Origin of the sequence: Methylomonas montana, from assembly GCF_030490285.1 — a bacterium.
GTDB classification, from domain to species: Bacteria; Pseudomonadota; Gammaproteobacteria; order Methylococcales; family Methylomonadaceae; genus Methylomonas; species Methylomonas montana.
This window is the reverse complement of sequence record NZ_CP129884.1, coordinates 2435521-2452063: the sequence shown is the minus strand read 5'-3', so window position 1 is coordinate 2452063 and position 16543 is coordinate 2435521. Positions and strand designations below refer to the sequence as shown.

Annotated in this window: 16 protein-coding genes; 7 read left to right on the top strand and 9 right to left on the bottom strand. The window is 54.1% G+C overall.

The features are described from left to right. Positions 1–22 precede the first annotated feature (22 nt). From QZJ86_RS11350 to QZJ86_RS11325, 6 genes are all read right to left on the bottom strand, one after another. The gene (locus QZJ86_RS11350; RefSeq protein ID WP_301670520.1) at positions 23–445 is read right to left on the bottom strand and encodes an HIT domain-containing protein; all 423 of its coding nucleotides are present in this window, start codon (positions 443–445) and stop codon (positions 23–25) included. 113 nt (positions 446–558) lie between these two features. Then, positions 559–1017 carry an EVE domain-containing protein gene (locus QZJ86_RS11345; RefSeq protein ID WP_301670519.1) on the bottom strand — a complete coding sequence of 153 codons (459 nt, stop codon included), beginning with the start codon at positions 1015–1017 and terminating at the stop codon, positions 559–561. A gap of 59 nt (positions 1018–1076) precedes the next feature. After that, the gene (locus QZJ86_RS11340; RefSeq protein WP_301670518.1) at positions 1077–2699 is read right to left on the bottom strand and encodes a sensor histidine kinase; all 1623 of its coding nucleotides are present in this window, start codon (positions 2697–2699) and stop codon (positions 1077–1079) included. After that, the gene (locus QZJ86_RS11335; RefSeq protein WP_301670517.1) at positions 2696–4945 is read right to left on the bottom strand and encodes a GGDEF/EAL domain-containing response regulator; all 2250 of its coding nucleotides are present in this window, start codon (positions 4943–4945) and stop codon (positions 2696–2698) included. Before QZJ86_RS11335 ends, QZJ86_RS11340 begins: the two co-directional genes overlap by 4 nt. Before the next feature lie 11 nt (positions 4946–4956). Continuing rightward, positions 4957–5427, bottom strand: a complete 471-nt coding sequence (locus tag QZJ86_RS11330; protein ID WP_301670516.1) for a hypothetical protein — start codon at positions 5425–5427, stop codon at positions 4957–4959. Positions 5428–5438: 11 nt separating this feature from the next. Next, positions 5439–6662 (bottom strand): hypothetical protein, encoded by a 1224-nt coding sequence (locus QZJ86_RS11325; protein ID WP_301670515.1) that lies wholly within the window; start codon positions 6660–6662, stop codon positions 5439–5441. Positions 6663–6920: 258 nt separating this feature from the next. Between QZJ86_RS11325 and QZJ86_RS11320 the strand changes: the two genes are divergently transcribed. The 4 genes from QZJ86_RS11320 (at position 6921) to QZJ86_RS11305 (ending at position 11415) form a co-directional block, all read left to right on the top strand. Then, positions 6921–7772, top strand: coding sequence for a S26 family signal peptidase (locus QZJ86_RS11320; protein ID WP_301670514.1), 852 nt, complete (start codon positions 6921–6923; stop codon positions 7770–7772). 91 nt (positions 7773–7863) lie between these two features. After that, positions 7864–8781 (top strand): AAA family ATPase, encoded by a 918-nt coding sequence (locus tag QZJ86_RS11315; protein WP_301670513.1) that lies wholly within the window; start codon positions 7864–7866, stop codon positions 8779–8781. Between the two features lie 13 nt (positions 8782–8794). After that, the gene (locus QZJ86_RS11310; protein WP_301670511.1) at positions 8795–10051 is read left to right on the top strand and encodes a DUF58 domain-containing protein; all 1257 of its coding nucleotides are present in this window, start codon (positions 8795–8797) and stop codon (positions 10049–10051) included. After that, positions 10048–11415, top strand: coding sequence for a DUF4129 domain-containing protein (locus tag QZJ86_RS11305; protein ID WP_301670510.1), 1368 nt, complete (start codon positions 10048–10050; stop codon positions 11413–11415). The genes QZJ86_RS11310 and QZJ86_RS11305 overlap by 4 nt, the downstream gene beginning before the upstream one ends. Before the next feature lie 24 nt (positions 11416–11439). Here the strand turns inward: QZJ86_RS11305 and QZJ86_RS11300 are convergent, their stop codons facing one another. Continuing rightward, the gene (locus tag QZJ86_RS11300) at positions 11440–11574 is read right to left on the bottom strand and encodes a helix-turn-helix domain-containing protein (protein ID WP_301939082.1); all 135 of its coding nucleotides are present in this window, start codon (positions 11572–11574) and stop codon (positions 11440–11442) included. Here QZJ86_RS11300 and QZJ86_RS11295 point away from each other — a divergent pair. From QZJ86_RS11295 to QZJ86_RS11285, 3 genes are all read left to right on the top strand, one after another. Continuing rightward, a complete protein-coding gene (locus QZJ86_RS11295; protein WP_407081616.1) occupies positions 11555–11827 on the top strand; it encodes a DoxX family protein in 273 nt (90 codons plus the stop codon). The genes QZJ86_RS11300 and QZJ86_RS11295 overlap by 20 nt on opposite strands. A 112-nt stretch (positions 11828–11939) precedes the next feature. Further along, positions 11940–12872, top strand: coding sequence for a protein-methionine-sulfoxide reductase catalytic subunit MsrP (gene msrP, locus QZJ86_RS11290; RefSeq protein WP_301670509.1), 933 nt, complete (start codon positions 11940–11942; stop codon positions 12870–12872). Position 12873: 1 nt separating this feature from the next. Then, on the top strand, positions 12874–13485 hold the full coding sequence (locus QZJ86_RS11285; RefSeq protein WP_301670508.1) for a protein-methionine-sulfoxide reductase heme-binding subunit MsrQ: 612 nt from the start codon (positions 12874–12876) through the stop codon (positions 13483–13485). A gap of 965 nt (positions 13486–14450) precedes the next feature. Here QZJ86_RS11285 and QZJ86_RS11280 read toward each other — a convergent pair. Then, positions 14451–16118, bottom strand: a complete 1668-nt coding sequence (locus QZJ86_RS11280) for an IS5 family transposase (RefSeq protein ID WP_301670507.1) — start codon at positions 16116–16118, stop codon at positions 14451–14453. Between the two features lie 168 nt (positions 16119–16286). Next, positions 16287–16529 carry a hypothetical protein gene (locus QZJ86_RS21625; RefSeq protein WP_407081615.1) on the bottom strand — a complete coding sequence of 81 codons (243 nt, stop codon included), beginning with the start codon at positions 16527–16529 and terminating at the stop codon, positions 16287–16289. Between the last annotated feature and the right edge of the window lie 14 nt (positions 16530–16543).

Below are 16543 nucleotides of genomic sequence, written 5' to 3'. Positions count from 1 at the left end.
CATTGATGAGTGTGTCGTGGCGCTAATTCACTAAATGCTGGTCCAGCGCTTCGCGCAGTTGGTTAATCCGTTGCTCGGCTTCAGTTGGGACATATGGCACACTGGCAAATTTCCCCCATATGGGTGCCGGCCAAGCTTTATCGGTTTGGTAACGTGCCACATGATGCAGATGCAGTTGCGGTACCAGGTTGCCGATAGCCGCAATATTGAGTTTGTCTGGCCGATAAATTTCGGCAAGCGCTTCCGCCAACAGGCACGACTCGGCTTGCAGGGTTTGACGATCCGCCGGATTAAGCTGATAGATTTCTTTGATATGGTTGCGCCTGGGTACCAGGATGAACCACGGATACTGACTGTCGTTCATCATCAATATTTCCGATAGTGCAAATTGGCCAACCTTGAAACAATCTTCGATTAGCTGGGGATGGAGTTGGAAGTTGGACATCGGCACCTCGACTGGCGGGCTAAATGGAATGAAATGAATCGCGGCTTGGATAGGCTATGCGTCTATGTTCTGCGGGAAAGCCGCGATATGCCTGTTTTTCGGGGCTTGGCTGTCTATTCCAAAGCCAAAATAAACGCCCATTGTTCAGCGTTGACAGGCATGATGGACAAGCGGTTGCCGCGACGCAGCAAGGCTAAATCGGTCAGTTCGGTTTTCAGTTTTAATTCCCGGAGGCTGATGTTACGCGATAGTTTTCTGACGAATTGCACATCGACCATATACCAGGTGGGCTTTTCCGGATTGCTTTTCGGGTCGAAATGCTTGTCGTCGGGATCGAAAGCGGTAAAGTCCGGATAAGATTCGCGCGCCACTTGCATGATGCCGACGATGCCGGGCTCGTCGCAGTTGGAATGATAGAAAAACACCTGATCGCCGATTTTCATATCGTCCCGCATCATGTTGCGGGCCTGATAATTGCGCACGCCATCCCAATGTTCGGTTTGATTGGGTCGGTTAAACAGATCGTCGATGCCGAATGTTTCGGGTTCGGATTTCATTAGCCAGTAGTTCATATCAATTTCAATAATTAGTTTGGTTGCAATATGTTGTCATCAAGTTGAGATATTATCGTTCAGGCGCTGGGAATATTTAAAGGCAGCTGAATCGTAAAGCGCGTGCCTTGATCCTGAGACGATTCAACTTCGATGACGCCGTCCAATAAGCTGTAAATCAGATTATGGACAATGCTCATACCCAGACCGCTACCGCCTTGTCCCAGCCGGGTGGTGAAAAAAGGATCGAAAATGCGTTTTAGTGTTTCCGGCGGCATGCCTATCCCATCATCGCTGAAGGTCAGTTGCACGTGCCGATTGTCCAGCAGCGCCGCGGATAGGGTCATCAGACCGCAATCTCGACTTTCAAAGGCATGCAGCAACGCGTTGTTCACTAGATTGGTGACAATTTGCCCCAAAGCGCCGGGGTAGCTGTTCAACACAATGCCTGACGGGATATCCAGAATCAGCCGATAGGGCGTTTTTTTCAGCGTGGGCAACAGCGTGGCGACGATTTCCTCCAAAGTGGTGCGCAATTCGAAATCGCGGCGATTCTCGCTGGTCTGATCGACCGCGACGTGTTTAAAGCTGGTAATTAAATCCGCCGCTCGATGTAAGTTGCGGGCGATCAGTTCTCCGGCCGTTCTCGTTTCCGCCAGAAAGTCATCCAGGCTGGCGCGGCGCAAGCCGGTCTGGAATTCCTGAGTAATGGTCCGGGTATGATCCTGCAACGTCGTCGCGACGGTCAATGCATTGCCGATTGGGGTGTTTAGCTCATGCGCCACACCCGCCACCAACGCCCCCAGTCCGGCCAGTTTTTCCGAACGGATCAGGTTTTCTTGCGTCCATTTCAGGTCGTCGATCGTTTGTTTCAGGGTGGAATTCAGTGTTACAAGATCCTGAGTGCGGGCCGCCACGCGCGATTCCAGTTCTTGATTTAGCAGGGTGATCTCGTGTACGCGCTGCTGGATGGCATCGGCCATCTGGTTGAAATTGGTCGCCAGCAGGCCGATTTCATCGTGTGCCTGGTCCGGCGCGCGGTGCGAATAATCGCCGTGGGCAATCGCCAGGCTGGCCTTGGCCAGCACATTGATGCGCTGGACGATTTTCAGCATGATCAATAGCAAAACACCGGAGACAATCGCCAAGCCGGCGATGGCCAGCAAGGCCGCCTGCCGATTCAAACGTTCGTTGGCTTCCAACATCAGCTTGAAGGACAGGCCGTATTGCAGAAAACCGACCGAATTGTTTCCCAGTAGCAAAGGACGGCGGATATGCACGACACCTCGCTCGATCGCCACCGGATACATGTCCGGTTGATCGGGGGAGGGAAGTGGTCCATCGACGCCGCCGGACTGCATCAGGATAGAACCGTCCTCGCGTCCGACGGCCAGATAAATCAATCCGGATTGCACGCTTTCCTGCCGCAGCAATTCATCCAGAAAGGCCTTTAGCGTGGTGTAATCCCCTGAGACTGCGTAAGGTGCTGCCGCTAAATTGAGTATTTCCGAGGTCTGCTGTTCCGATACCCGGATATTTTCCAGCATTGCGCTTTTGATGACCCGGCCGCTATTAAACACCACGGCCCCGGTCATCAGGCCAAATACCAGGATGCTGGCCAACAGAATACGGGTATGCAGCGACACTCGCCAGCTTTTTGCCGGGCGAATAGCTTCCGGGTTAATCACTGCACTGCGTTTCATGCATCGACGCCGCGGAATCCAGGCCGCTCGATCAACCACTGCAATAGCGCTTCCAATACCATGGGCCGGCCGGTGTAATAGCCTTGAATTTCATCGCAACCCAGCTGCCGCAAGCGTTCGAGCTGTTCAACGTTTTCCACGCCTTCCGCCAGCACTTTCATGCCTAGTTGCTGTCCCAACGGCACCACCATTTCCGTGATGCGCACGCCCGGCTGATCGGTGCCGATCAAGGTGATAAAGGATCGATCGATTTTCAGGCGGTCAGCTTGGAAGCGATCCAGGTAGGACAGCGAGGAAAAACCGGTACCGAAATCGTCGATGGCAATGGATATCCGCCGCGTTTTAAGTTCCGACAGAATATTTTGCATGATCTCCATGCTGAGGATGCCCACCGATTCGGTAATTTCCAATTCCAGGTGCTCGCCGGCGATGCCGCTGTCGAACAGGCTGTCGTCGATGCTGGACAGAAAATCCGGATGGCGGAATTGCACCGCCGAAACGTTCACCGCCATGCAAATGCTCTTGAAACCCGCCGTCCTCATGCGTTGCAGATCGGCCAGCGCCGTTCGTAATATCCAATTACCTAACGGTACGATCAGGCCGGATTGTTCGGCGATGGGAATGAAACGGTCAGGAGGGACGATAGTGCCGTCTTGATTTTTCCAGCGTATCAGTGCTTCCAGGCCGACCACCCTATCGCTTGCTAGATCGATTTGCGGTTGATAAACCAGAAAAAATGGCGACTGGTCGCCTTGCATTGCTAATCGCAAATCATGCAATAGCCGCGAACTGTCGCGAATTTCATTGCGGGTTTCCAAGGTGTAATAAGCCGATTTGCCGATTTGCCCTTCCGCCTTGGCGCGCTTCTGAGCCACGCTGGCGCATTGGAATAACTCGGAGCCGTTAGATGGAAAATCTCTGGTTCGCACCATACCCATGGAAAACGATACCAAGGATTCGATACCGTCGATGACTAATGGCGTTCGGAACAGATTGTGAAGCACTTGCGGATTGACATATTCATCCGCGCCGAGCAGACCGAAGCCAGCGCCGCCAACCCGTGCCACCAATACCGAGGCGGGCAGTTGTTGCCGCAGGTTATTGGAAATTTCCCGAAGTAATAGGTCGCCATAGCGGGAATCGAGCACATCGTTGAATTCCGCAAAGCCATCGATATTCAGCAGGGCCACGACATGATCGTTGTTCGCGTCATCTTCCAGTTGCTGGTCGATGATGTCGATAAACGCCAGACGGTTAGGTAGTTTGACCAAGGAATCGACGGTTGCCGCGTCGCGCAAGCGGCTGATCAGCGAGATGTTGTCGCCGCATAATCCGATGTTGGCGCAAAACAGATCGATCAGATTGCGGTCTTTATTGCCTAAGGGATGATAGGAATCGATAAAGGCGGCAAAATCGTTGCCGCTGCGTCCTGGACAGAACAGTACAATCGCATGATCGTCTATGAGGGTATCGCGCTCATGCAGGCAACGCTTGATCAGATCTTGAATGCCGGCGTCTTCCAGCAAGGCCAGCGGTTGATTAATCAGATGCGCATAACGCCCTGCGGCGCCGATAATCTCGTAAGGACCGGGATCGTCCTTTTGTCCTAAAGCGCGGGCACACACTAAACCTTCCGGCTGAATGCCTATAAAACCGGCTATCTGCATGATGACGCCCGCCGCAAAATCGCACAGGCCTTCGGCTGTAATAAAGGCATGACTGGCATCGAGAATTTGCCGCAAACCGGCCCGACTGGCATTGAGCCGCTGCAACTGGTCGTAGGAGCGTATGGCCGTGGTTAGCGACGTGTATAGCTTGATGCGGGTCAGTTCGTTTTTGGTTTTGTAGTCATTGATTTCGTATTGGCCGATGGCTTCCATTTCCGGGGCGTAACCGGGTTGTCCGGTTCGTAAAATGATGCGCACTTCGGCCAGACCCAGTTCCTGGCGGATCGTTTTTACGATCCTTAAACCGGCATCCTCGGTTTCCATCACCACATCCAGCAAGATCACCGCTACATTGGTATTCTGGCGTAAAAGTTCTACGGATTCAGCCGCCGAATAGGCATGCAGAAACTCCAGCGGACGATTAAGAATATTCAGGCTGCGTAATGCGAATACCGTGGAATCGTGTACATCGTCGTCGTCGTCGGCGATCAGAATCCGCCAGTTGGAATGGTTTTGTGAGCTTGTCGAGGATATGGCGTCATCATCGGCAAATGAAAACAGCTCGTCCTGGGTATTCATAATTGACTCCGTCAATGTTTGGGTAGCATCCCTTTCGGCGTGCTGAAAACGATCTTCATATTTGGCGTGACCTGGTCTTCCGGCAGATAAATTAGCGCATCGGCTTCGTTAGTCAATTTAGCGTGGGCTTCGGAAGTCGAGATTTCCTGAGGCGGTCGGCCCTGTCCGGAGAACACAATCCGCGACCAATAAGCCTTGACACGCATGCCGCTCATCTCCGCGACTTCCTGATAAAAGCGGTCACGCAGGTCGTTATCCTTACTATCGAAAGGCATGAGCGGAATATCATTGCTGTGACGGATTTTGCCCAAAAACAAGGCGGCGACTTCGTTACGCGACAATTGCAACAATGGGCTGTCCTGCCGTACGACCACGACGATCGCAGGTTCGGCCGCGACCGGCGACAATGCCAGTATCAAGCCCAGGATCAACCAAGCTTGTTGAAAAAAACGTCTACCGATTAGAATGGATTCGGAATTCATATCGATACCCATCAGTAAACGAAATCCACCGACAACGAAATCAGGGTATCAATGCCTGGATCGTTGAACTGGTAATGCGAGTCGGTTTTTAAATAAGGCCCAAGACTATTGCCCATCGGTTCGATCAGATCCACCTGGCCGCGGATCATCACCGAATCGGTGGCGGCGTAGTTGAGTCCCAGCGCCAGCGTACGGTAATCGGTACGCTGCCCTTGGTGCGTGTGGGCCACTACCTGATCGATTAAAGGATGCGTGGCATGAATTCTGCGGTCGGTGGTGGCCTGATAGCCCACGGTGATTTGCGGCGTCCAGCGGTCCAGATGATAACCAACCGTCAGATAGCCGCCGTGAGAGTCATTTAAGATGATAGCCTGATCGGAGCGCGCCATGCCCCATTCGCTCATCACCAGCCAATCTTTGCCGTCATAACTAAAACCGACTGTATACAGGCCGATGCCTCGACGATCCAAACCGAGTGCATCAGCGGCCACCGGATCGAAAAGCCGAATAACGCCAAGATCTTCATCGAGATCGGGAAAATGTAAGCTGGCACGGGTATGCAACCATGACAGCTTAAAGCGCCAGGGGCCGTTGTCCAGCTTCAAATTGGCGTAAATGACATCATTCAGCTCCAACGCTGGTGTTCCCGCCGTGCCAAAGTTCGCCGGGAACGGATACGACACCCAGCCATAACCGGCATTCAGGCTGAATCGGCCTATATCCGAGTCGAGACGGTAGGTGAATTCCCCGCTGTCCAGATGAGTGATCGGGTAAATGTTGTACAGCACGCCGGGTGTTCGCGCCCAGGGATTGGAAAAATTAGCCAGCCGGTAGTCGGAAGCCAGGAACAGCGGACTTTGAATGCGTCCTATCCTGACGGCAAGGTCATCGGTGATTTCCTGGCGGAGATTGGCCTGGGTCAGGCGCGGCATGAATTGATTGTCCGCCAGGCGTTCCACGACAGTTTGCGCGGTAATCAAGGTGCTGGGCGTAACGGCAACATTGAGTTGTGCGCCCAGCCGCGAGTCCATACCCAGATCGATATCATGCGTGAGCCCCGGCCCGACCGGTTGGCTGCCCTGCTGGTAGTTCGCGTGTTCGTTGCTGAACCAGGCGCCGCCCAGTGTGCCAAAGGCGCTAAGGCTGACCGAATCGTAAACGGCTTGGGGTAACGCATAAGCCTCGGAAACGTATAAGGCAGATAGAACTATTAGATAGCGTCGAAAATGCTTCATGGAAAGATCCGGCAAAGCGAGCGCAGCCTTATAATCCGCCCGAACATAGAAAATTTAGACAAAGTATAACGGTGTTTTTAACATTCAACCAGGGTGGCCAGTTTGACCCGCTTGGCCCAATCGCCGGTATCCAATTGTGACGGTGTTTAAACAACGCGGCCAGCAGCAGCCGTTTTAGCACAAGTTGCGCTAACGCGTTTTCAGACTCTGCTAATCTTGTACCTCCAAATCACGATAGCTTTTAAATGGGCTGACACTATGAGCGCTAAAACCTCTTCATTCTGGCCTACGCTGTGCAGTGTGCTAGCGGCGATCATTTTCGGTTTTCCGATCATTTATACCATTTTGTATCATCCGGTCAGCCGAATGGCATCGGCCAATCCCTTATACAAAGAATTGTCCAAGGATGCTTTCATGGTGATGTCCAGCAAAGTCGATTTGGCGGCCGGTCGCTTGGTCCGCTTTAACGATGCGACGGGTAAGCTACAGATCAGCAGAATAGTCGGCATGCCGGGCGACGAAATCCGCTTCGAGGCGGGCGTCATGTCGGTTAACGGCAAACCGACCGGCGAATACAGCCATCTTGTCTTGCCCGATTCGTCGCTAAGCGTGCCGCAACAAGCGGTTTTTTATTTTCCGGACTTTATGTCCGGCGCTAACAACTCGACGAACCCTCGGACATTAGCCGGCCACTTACTGGCGGATAGTTCGATTAACGGGACGGTGCTTTACGTATTTAACAATGCCACGTCTATATCCACGCACCCGGAGTTGTCCGTCTACGGCACGGCATTGATCGTTGTGTATGGCTTGGTGTTTTTCGGATTGCGCAAACGCAAGGACGATATTGTTAAACCGGTTTATTACCTGGCGCGGATAAATGTGGGATTGAATTTTGTTATCTGGTTGTTGCTCGGAATACTAGGTTTATCGCTCGGCTATCAAGCCATCATGCCGGCTATCTATTATGTGTTTGTCTCCTGGCTGACGTTTTTTGGTTTAACTATCGGCGAGGCCGGCGGCACGCTGATGGCGATTGTATTGTTTGCGGTGTTAGCGATATTTTCGGATACCGAGTTTGCCGCCAGACGTTTCAAACCATCGCGTTGAGCGTCTGACAAGCGCTCAAGCTCTGCTAAGCTTCTGCAACCGTCTTCACTTACTCATTTCGCCAGAAGGTCAGTTTCAAATCATGGATAGCATGCTTCCTCTCATCGAAAACGTCGAAAAAGTCATCATTGGCAAACGGCCAATTATCGAACTGGCCGTGGTCGCCATGCTCTGCCGTGGCCACGTGCTACTGGAGGATGTGCCGGGCACCGGCAAAACCATGTTGGTCAGGGCGCTGGCCCGTTCGGTGGCGGTGGACATGAAGCGCCTGCAATGCACCTCGGACTTATTACCGTCGGACATCACCGGCGTAGCCGTCTACAATCAAAAAACCGCCGATTTCGAATTTCGGCCCGGTCCGGTATTTACCCATCTATTGCTGGCCGACGAAATCAACCGGGCCACGCCCCGCGCCCAGTCGGCATTGCTGGAGTGCATGGAAGAGTTTCATGTCAGCGTGGACGGCCATACGCATGAACTACCCAAACTGTTCATGGTGTTGGCTACCCAAAACCCGATCGACATGGCCGGCACCCACGCCTTGCCGGAAGCCCAGTTGGACCGATTCTTCATGCGCTTGCGCATGGACTATCCCAGCCTCGAACAGGAAATGCGGATACTGGCGGCCCAAGCGCAAGCTCATCCTATCGACAGCCTGCAAGCGGTCGCTTCGGAAGCCGATATTCTGGCGGCGCGGGCTCAGGTCAAAGCCGTGCATATCAATATGGACGTGGCTAAATATATGGCCGGTATCAGTGCCGCCAGCCGCCAACATAGCGATTTGCGGCTGGGTATCAGTCCGCGCGGCACACTGGCGCTGGCGCGCGGTGCGCAAGGTTTGGCCTATTTGCGCGGTCGGGAGTTCGTGTCGCCCGACCTGGTGAAAAGCATCGCCCCGGCGATTCTGGAACATCGTTTGATCGTCAAGCCGCAAGCGGCGGTGTTGGGACGCAATGCCGCGGACATCCTTGCGGAAATTCTCGATCGCTTGCCGCCTCCGGTGGTTTGAGCGTTAGATCGGCATGGCGCTACGACTTAAATTTTTAATTTTGTGCGGTTTTACGCTGGCCGCATACTCGGCGGCGATCAGCCGCGAACAGAGCTTGCCGTGGCTGATAGCGGCGCTGCTCAGCGCCGCATTGTTGACCGGCATGCTCTGGCCGCGTTGGTTGATTCAGCGCTTGTCAGTGCGCCGGGTCGGTCCGCAACGGGCGCTGGAAGGCGAAACAATCGTGTTTCGGGTCGATGTGCAAAATCGCGGCTGGCTGCCGCGCTTCATGGTGGAATTGGTCGACCGGCTGCCTTTCGTCGATGCCGCCGAACGGGGCGCTAACGATGGCGATAAATTACTGGGCAGTATCGCTTATCTGCCGGGCCGGGGCGCCCGCAGTTTCGATGTGCCATTGCTGTGCGAAAAGCGCGGCTTTTATAAGCTGGGCCCTATGGGTTTGGCGTCCAGTTTCCCGCTGGGCTTGGCGGAGGCGCGCAGCCGCGCAGACCATTCCCGGCAAACCCTGACCATTTACCCGAAAGTATTTCCTATCCTGTCGCTGCCGTTGTTCGGCGCGCCCAGTCAGATTCACCGGGGCGGCTATTGCTTGCCGGAAGGCGCCGGTGCGGCGGAGTTCTCCGGTTTGCGCGAATACCGGCGCGGCGACAACCCTCGTCATATCCATTGGCCGACCACGGCGCGCTTGAATGAGTTGATGGTCAAGGAATTTGAGCCTTTGGCGTCGGCTTGCATCTGTATCGCCCTGGATTTGGCCAAAGACGCCAATATCGGCCGCGGCAAGCACAGTACCCTGGAATACGCGATACGCATTGCCGCCTCGGTGGCGGGTTATGCCTGTAGTCAGAACATGCACAACCGGGTGTTGGCCGACGCCGCGCAACCGTTGCGGATTTTGCCAGGCAAGGGCGATTTTCATTATCAAGCCATCCTGGATGCGCTGGCGGTCGCGGATGCCGACGGCAACACGCCGTACGCGCGATTGTTGACCGAAATCGCCATGAACTGCGTGCGCGGGGAAACGGTGTTGCTATTATTGGCCGAACCGCCGCACCGTCATGCCGAAACCTTGCAGGCCCTGGCGCTGCTGCGCGCCAAGGGCGTGTATTTGTTCGCGGTATTGTTCGAGCGCGACAGTTTTTTCAACGCTGCCAGTTGGGCGCGTAACGACAACGGCGACCGGACCTTGAACGCCGGTTTGTTGGAATTAGGCGCGCATTGCGTGACGGTAAGACGGGGCGACGAATTGACGGAATTGTTTAACCGATGAGCGCATCGCCTTTGCATTTTTCGCTTTATCTGGGTTTATTGGCTGCGCAATGGCTGGCGATTGCCTGCAATGCCTTTCTGGATATCGAATACGGCAGCTTTGCGCGGGAGATGCTGTTTTGGGCGGTCGCGTTCGGCGGCACCTTAATCGTCGGCTGGCGGCAAAGCCGCCGGGCCACGGCGGCGGGCAAGGCGTGGCAGAAGGGGGTGTTGTTTTTCGGCTTGTTGTTGTTCGTGTTCGTATTTATACCGATGTGGGGCATGCCGCGCGCCGGACTGTATCTGCTGGCGATGTTACAGGCTTCCTACAATTGCGTCACGGTCGGCCGGCGCGAGCTTAATCTCAGTTTGTTGATATCGCTGGCCGCCGTACTGTTTGCCACGGCGCACTACCGGGCGGATTGGACCATGTTGTTTTATTTGGCGCCGTTTATCGTGGCGGTGGTGTTTTGCCTGGTCGCCGAACAAATTCAGCGGCGTGGCGACGACTTGCGCCGATTGAGTCTCGGCCGGCCCAGTAGTCAAGGGCAGGGGGCGGCGATATTGGCGGCCACCGTGGTGCTGGTACTGGCGGGCAGCAGTCTTTATCTGTTGACGCCGCAAATTAACTGGCCTTATCTGGAATGGCGTTTCGGCCAGGTCAGCTTGGGCCTTCCCGGCGGCGATATCGAACAAGCCGGCAGCGGCGGCCAAACCGATGCCGGCCGGCCGACCGAAAAAACCGGTGGCGAGCAACAAGCTGGGTCGGGCGGAAGCGGGGGCGAGCAATTGCTGCCCGGCAGCCGTTGGCCGAGTCCGGTCGAAATGCGCGCCGCCGGCAAGCGGGTCAATATGCCGGCTTGGCAAGCAGCGGCGATCAACGACATCGCCGACCTCAGTGAATCTATGCAACAAACCTTGACGCCGGTGGCGATGCGGGTAATCGATTGGTGGGAATGGTTGAAGCAGTGGCTGCGAGAGCATTGGCTGGCAGCCCTGCTGGGTTTATTGGCTTTGATCCTGTTGGCGATTTTGCTGGCTTTCGCGGCCTTATTGCGGGAAATTCCTTGGGTCATTTGGTTGCTGAGCCGGTGGGATTATCTGTGCTTGGGCGCGATCGGCCGTCATGCCGGCGGCGAACCCGCTGCTCGCCAGTATTATCGGGCCATGGCGCGGCTGTTTGCGCTACACGACATGCCGCGCGCCGATACCGTCAATACCCGCGAATACCTGTCGCAAATTGGCCGCCGGCATCGAGACGTTCGGCAAATCGCGGCGGAAATGACCGTTCTGTTCGAGCAAGCCCGTTACGGTGCAGAGCCGGTCTCCACCCCTCATATCCAGCGGATGCGGCAATTGTATCGCGGTATTTACCAGCGGCTTTAGCGGCCGTTTGCGCTTACTCAGTAGTTAGCGAGCGGGTTTGCCTATCCCCAGTTTCTGCATCCGGTAACGCAAGGTACTGGGCTTGAGATTGAGCAATTGCGCCGCGCCGCGCGGGCCTTCGACGATCCAGCCTTCGGAAATGGCGGCATGGCTAGGCACCGCCGTGGAACTGAGCTGTCCGCTATTGCTTGCCTTGGGTTTGTTCGGCTGCGGCGTGGCGGCGATCTTGTTCTTATTTAACCTGGTGGCGGTCAGTTCTTACCCAAGCTTGGGTGCTGCCGGTATCGAACAGCACCAGGTTTGGGGCATCATGTTGCTGGTCATCTTGTTGCATGGCCCCGGCAAGTGGTCGGCGGACGCCTGGTTGAAACCGCGCTTTTTTCCAGAACCGGCGGCGCGGCGCAAGCGATGAGCAATGGCGTCGTGCTGGATGACGAATTCAATATTCGCTGTTATCGGAAATTAATTGAACTTGAAAAACAAACGGACATCCTGCTTAAAAAACCGAATCAAGGAGACGATAAATGAAACCTTATAAAGTACCGCCAATTAAATCCTCGGAAATTACGCCCAAGGAATTGTTTGATGCCCGGCGCAAGTTTATGCAAATGGCCGGCGGCGCCGGCTTGGCGGCCTTATTGCCGGCGGCGGTGTGGGCGGGCGACAAACTGCCGGACATAAAAAGGTCGGCCTATAACGTCGCGGAAGCATTGACGCCGTTCAAGGATGTGACCCAATACAATAACTTTTACGAATTCGGTACCGGCAAGGACGATCCCGCCGCCAAGGCCGGTCGCCTGAAAACCCGGCCCTGGACTGTAACGGTGGACGGAGCGGTGAACAAGCCCAAGGTATTCGACATCGACGAATTGTTGAAACTGGCGCCGTTGGAAGAGCGAATTTATCGGCTACGTTGCGTGGAGGCCTGGTCGATGGTGGTGCCGTGGGTCGGCTTTTCGCTGGCCGAATTGATCAAACGCGTAGAGCCGACCGGCAACGCCAAATTCGTGGAATTAGTCAGCTTGCATGATCCCGCGCAAATGCCCGGTCAAAAATCGGCTGTGCTGGAATGGCCGTACCGGGAAGGGCTGCGAATAGACGAAGCCATGCATCCCTTAACCTTGTTGACGGTGGGTTTGTACGGCGAAGTACTGCCCAATCAAAACGGTGCACCGATCCGCATCGTGGTGCCCTGGAAGTATGGCTTTAAAAGCGCTAAATCCATCGTCGGCATTCGCTTTGTGGAAAAACAGCCGGTTTCCAGCTGGATGAAGGCGGGGCCCGCCGAATATGGCTTTTATGCCAACGTCAATCCGGATGTGGACCACCCGCGCTGGAGTCAGGCCAAGGAACGCCGTATCGGTGAGTTTTTAAAGCGCAAGACCTTGATGTTCAACGGCTACGCCGATCAGGTCGGGCAACTGTACGCAGGCATGGATCTACAGGCTAATTTTTAAAATGGCGACTTTGAAAAATCTGCCTAATAAAACGCTCGCTGGCGTCAAAGCGGCCTTGTTCGTGCTGGGCTTGATACCGGTATTTAAGCTCGCTTATGGGGCCTATGCGGATAGCCTGGGTGCCAACCCCATCGAAAAGATTACTCATGTGACGGGCTACTGGACCTTGACGTTTTTGCTGATCACGCTCAGCGCTACACCGCTTAGACGGCTGACCGATTGGTCGTGGTGGATACGCTTGCGGCGGATGCTGGGCTTGTTCGCTTTCTTCTACGGCTGTCTGCACTTTTTGGCCTATCTGGTGCTGGATCAATTTTTCGATTGGGACAGTATCGCCAAGGACATCCTGAAACGGCCTTATATCACGGTGGGTTTTCCGGCATTTTTGTTGATGATCCCGCTGGCGATCACCTCCAGCGATGCAATGATGCGTCGCTTGGGCGGCAAACGCTGGCGGTTGCTGCATAAACTGGTATACCCGTGCGCGATAGGCGGAGTCGTGCATTATTGGTGGCTAGTCAAAAAAGACCTGACCAATCCCATTGCCTTCGCGGTGTTGCTGGCGTTGTTGCTGAGCGTCCGCGCCGGGCATTGGCTGGTCAATGCACATTAACAATGCTTAACATTGAGCCACGGATTTTCTGAAGGCTGCTGATCAAGGTCATGTCGATGCGCAACTAAGGCCGAAGAGGAGTGCGAGTTAGCTGGAGGCTGCCAAACATAACCAAGTACAGCCGGTTTAATCGCCGGCTTCTTATGGCTGGACAAATCCCCTTGCACCAAGGCATTGCTCCAGTAAAAGTTACCATCACATCGCAAGTATTGGCCGCGCTCAAAACATTCAGAGCGGCGATGGCGGTTTTATGATTTTAACGACTCAGAATGGCCAACTTTTGGGCCTGATCGTGTTGGACTTTTTGAAGGGGATTTTTTAAGCGATTGGTACAAATTTGGTATATGTGACCATCCAACCCTTGAAAACACTGAGTTGAATGGTGCCGAGGAGAGGACTTGACGCTCCACATATTGCACTAATTTTTCTAAGCTATTGATTTCTCTTAAAATTCTTTAAGGTTAGTTAAAGGAAAGTTAGAGGCTGCAATACAAAATGCAGCACAAATCATAGCACAAAATATTCTTCGCACAGAGCTTGAAATTTGAAAATTTTTCACCAGAGAGAATTTCATCAAAATTCACTCTCGGCATTGAAGTTTCAACGTTAAACTAAAGGCATAATGCTGATTGTTGATCAGAAAAGTCTTCTTGGGATAACTCGATAAGAAGCTTCGCTTTTTCCTTTTTTGCATCAAAATAGCGCTCTGAGAAGTTGAACAAAGCCCTATCGGTTAACACCATGCAATCCAGGTACCTCATGTGTATTAGATAAAAATCATAATCCAGCTTTATAAACCAATCCATTAATTGCCCTATATAAACTGGTTCGAAGATTGTATATATTGTGTCTGTAATAGTACTGTGGGCTTTGGTTTTGCTAGGCTTGATAGTTCCAAACTTGTTTGCTTGACCAACTCTGATTAGTCCTACCGCCTGTAAAAAGGTATGGTAATTAGAGTCTGCTCAGTAAATCAGCTGTGGCAATGACGAGCAAATCGGATCGGCCAAGTTAGAATGGGTGCGCAGATTCCAAATCTTTTGTTTCCAGGCGCGCACGATCATTTGCAGTAACCCGACCAGGCGGCATTGACCGAGGGCAAAAAAGATCCCTTGCAGGACCAGCAGGTTCATCACCAAGAAGATGGTGTTGATCCAGGCGAACGAGGTGTTGGCGCGCTTGGCGCGGATGTCGGTGAGACGATAGCCGTTTTTACCTTGGCCGAATTTGCCTTCGATGGGGATGCGCTGCAGGTATTCCTGCCGGCGCTGTTCTTTGTCGTGTTTGAGTTGCTCCCGGTTGGCCTCGGTTTCGCGTTTGGGGCGGCCGAGCGGTTTGCCGGCAAAGCGGATACCGTGTTGCTTCAGGTAGTCGCGGTTGGCGCGCGTGCCGTAGATCGGATCGGCGAGCACCCGTTCCGGATAGTGGCCGTAGCGCGCCAAGTACGCTTCGACTTGCGAGACCAGATCCAGTCCTTCGTGAAAGGCATCCCATCGCAGGTGATCGACATGAGCTAGGCCTTCGCCGCTCAGGCTGACGCTGAGTTTGGCGCCGAATTCGACCGGCTTGTCCAACTTGCCGCGCACCATCGGCCGCACATAGGGTTGACTGATACTGACGATGCGGCGGTCGCAGCGGCGGGTCTGGTTTCGATACATGTCCCATTGTTGCTGGTACAGATGCTGAATCACCCAGTAGCGATGCAGCAGCCAACCCGGCAACGGCAGCGGCGAACCCTGAGGGATGGGCGCCAAGAGTTGTTCGATGTGGCTCAGGTTGCGGCGCAGATATTGCCACTGTTGCTTGATGCCTCGGCGTAGCACTTTCCGGCCGGGGCGCTTTTGTTTGGCGACGGCCAGATACGCACTGCGGGCTTTGTGGCGATAAGTCCTGGGTTTGTCCGTGACCTTCAGGCGCTTGCACAGGGTGTCGATGATCCGTTCCGTTAATTCCCGCGCTTCGTTCAACAGGCTCAAATCGGTGGGAAAGCGGATGGCTTGTTCGACCACGGTGGCATCCAGAATCAATTGGCCGCGCGGGGCGGCCGGTGCTTCCGGCTCCGGTGCCGATGGGACACCGTCTTTATCGGCAAAATCCAAGGCCGCTTCGGCCGCCTCGGGCTGAACCTCAGCTTCAGGCGCGGTCACGCTAGCCGCGGCCTTCGGCTCAGACGCAGCGGGCGTTGCCGCGGCCGGCGGCGTTTCCAGTTTGGTCGGGGTCGGCTTTTGCCCCTCGTGCGCCTCGATGATGGCGCGGTGAAAGCCTTCGAACACGGCTTCGCCCATGCGCTTGCGCACTTCGACCAATAACGACGGCGCAAACGGCGCCGCCGCTTGGTAGCCGGGCAAGCCGACGAAGTATTGCAGGTACGGGTTTTCCTGGATTTGCTGGACGGTTTCCACGTCTGACAAACACAGTTTGTGCTTGATGATCACCGCGCCGATTACGCGCCGCGCGTCTTTCAACGGCCGGCCCCGGTCCGCCCTCATCCCTTGGTAATAGCATTCCGCCAGTTCGTCCCACGGGATGCACTCACTCAGTTTTACCCAGCGATTGTGTTTATCCAGGGCTGTCTCGAACGGCCAGTCGAATTCAGCTATCGTCAGTTGTTTTGAGCTCGTGGTTCGAATCATGGCTGCACGGTTTTTGAGGCTAATGGCATGTTTTTCGTGCAGCAATTATACCAAAATTCCTCAATAACTACGCTTAATCAATGGGTTATATTTTCTGAGCAGACTCTAATTAAGTTTGCAGTAAACACGTTTTTTCATTGCTTCATTTGTTTGCATGGCGGCAATTCTTTAGTTTTCTGGAAATTGGATAACGAACAGGCGCGTATTTTTGCCTTTAATTTTGACTTGAGTCGTCAAAGAACCTTGCTCTGTTAAAAGCCATCCGGCGTTCTTTAATGCTTGAAGGCTACGCTTGAAATTCAACCCATTCAATGCTTCCTGCAACCCTGGGCGGTTGAACTGGTAGTGAGTGACACCGTCTTTTTGACGTATATAACCAGCGCGGTTTGCACAATAATCCCCAGGCGCCATAAATCGACTTTCTC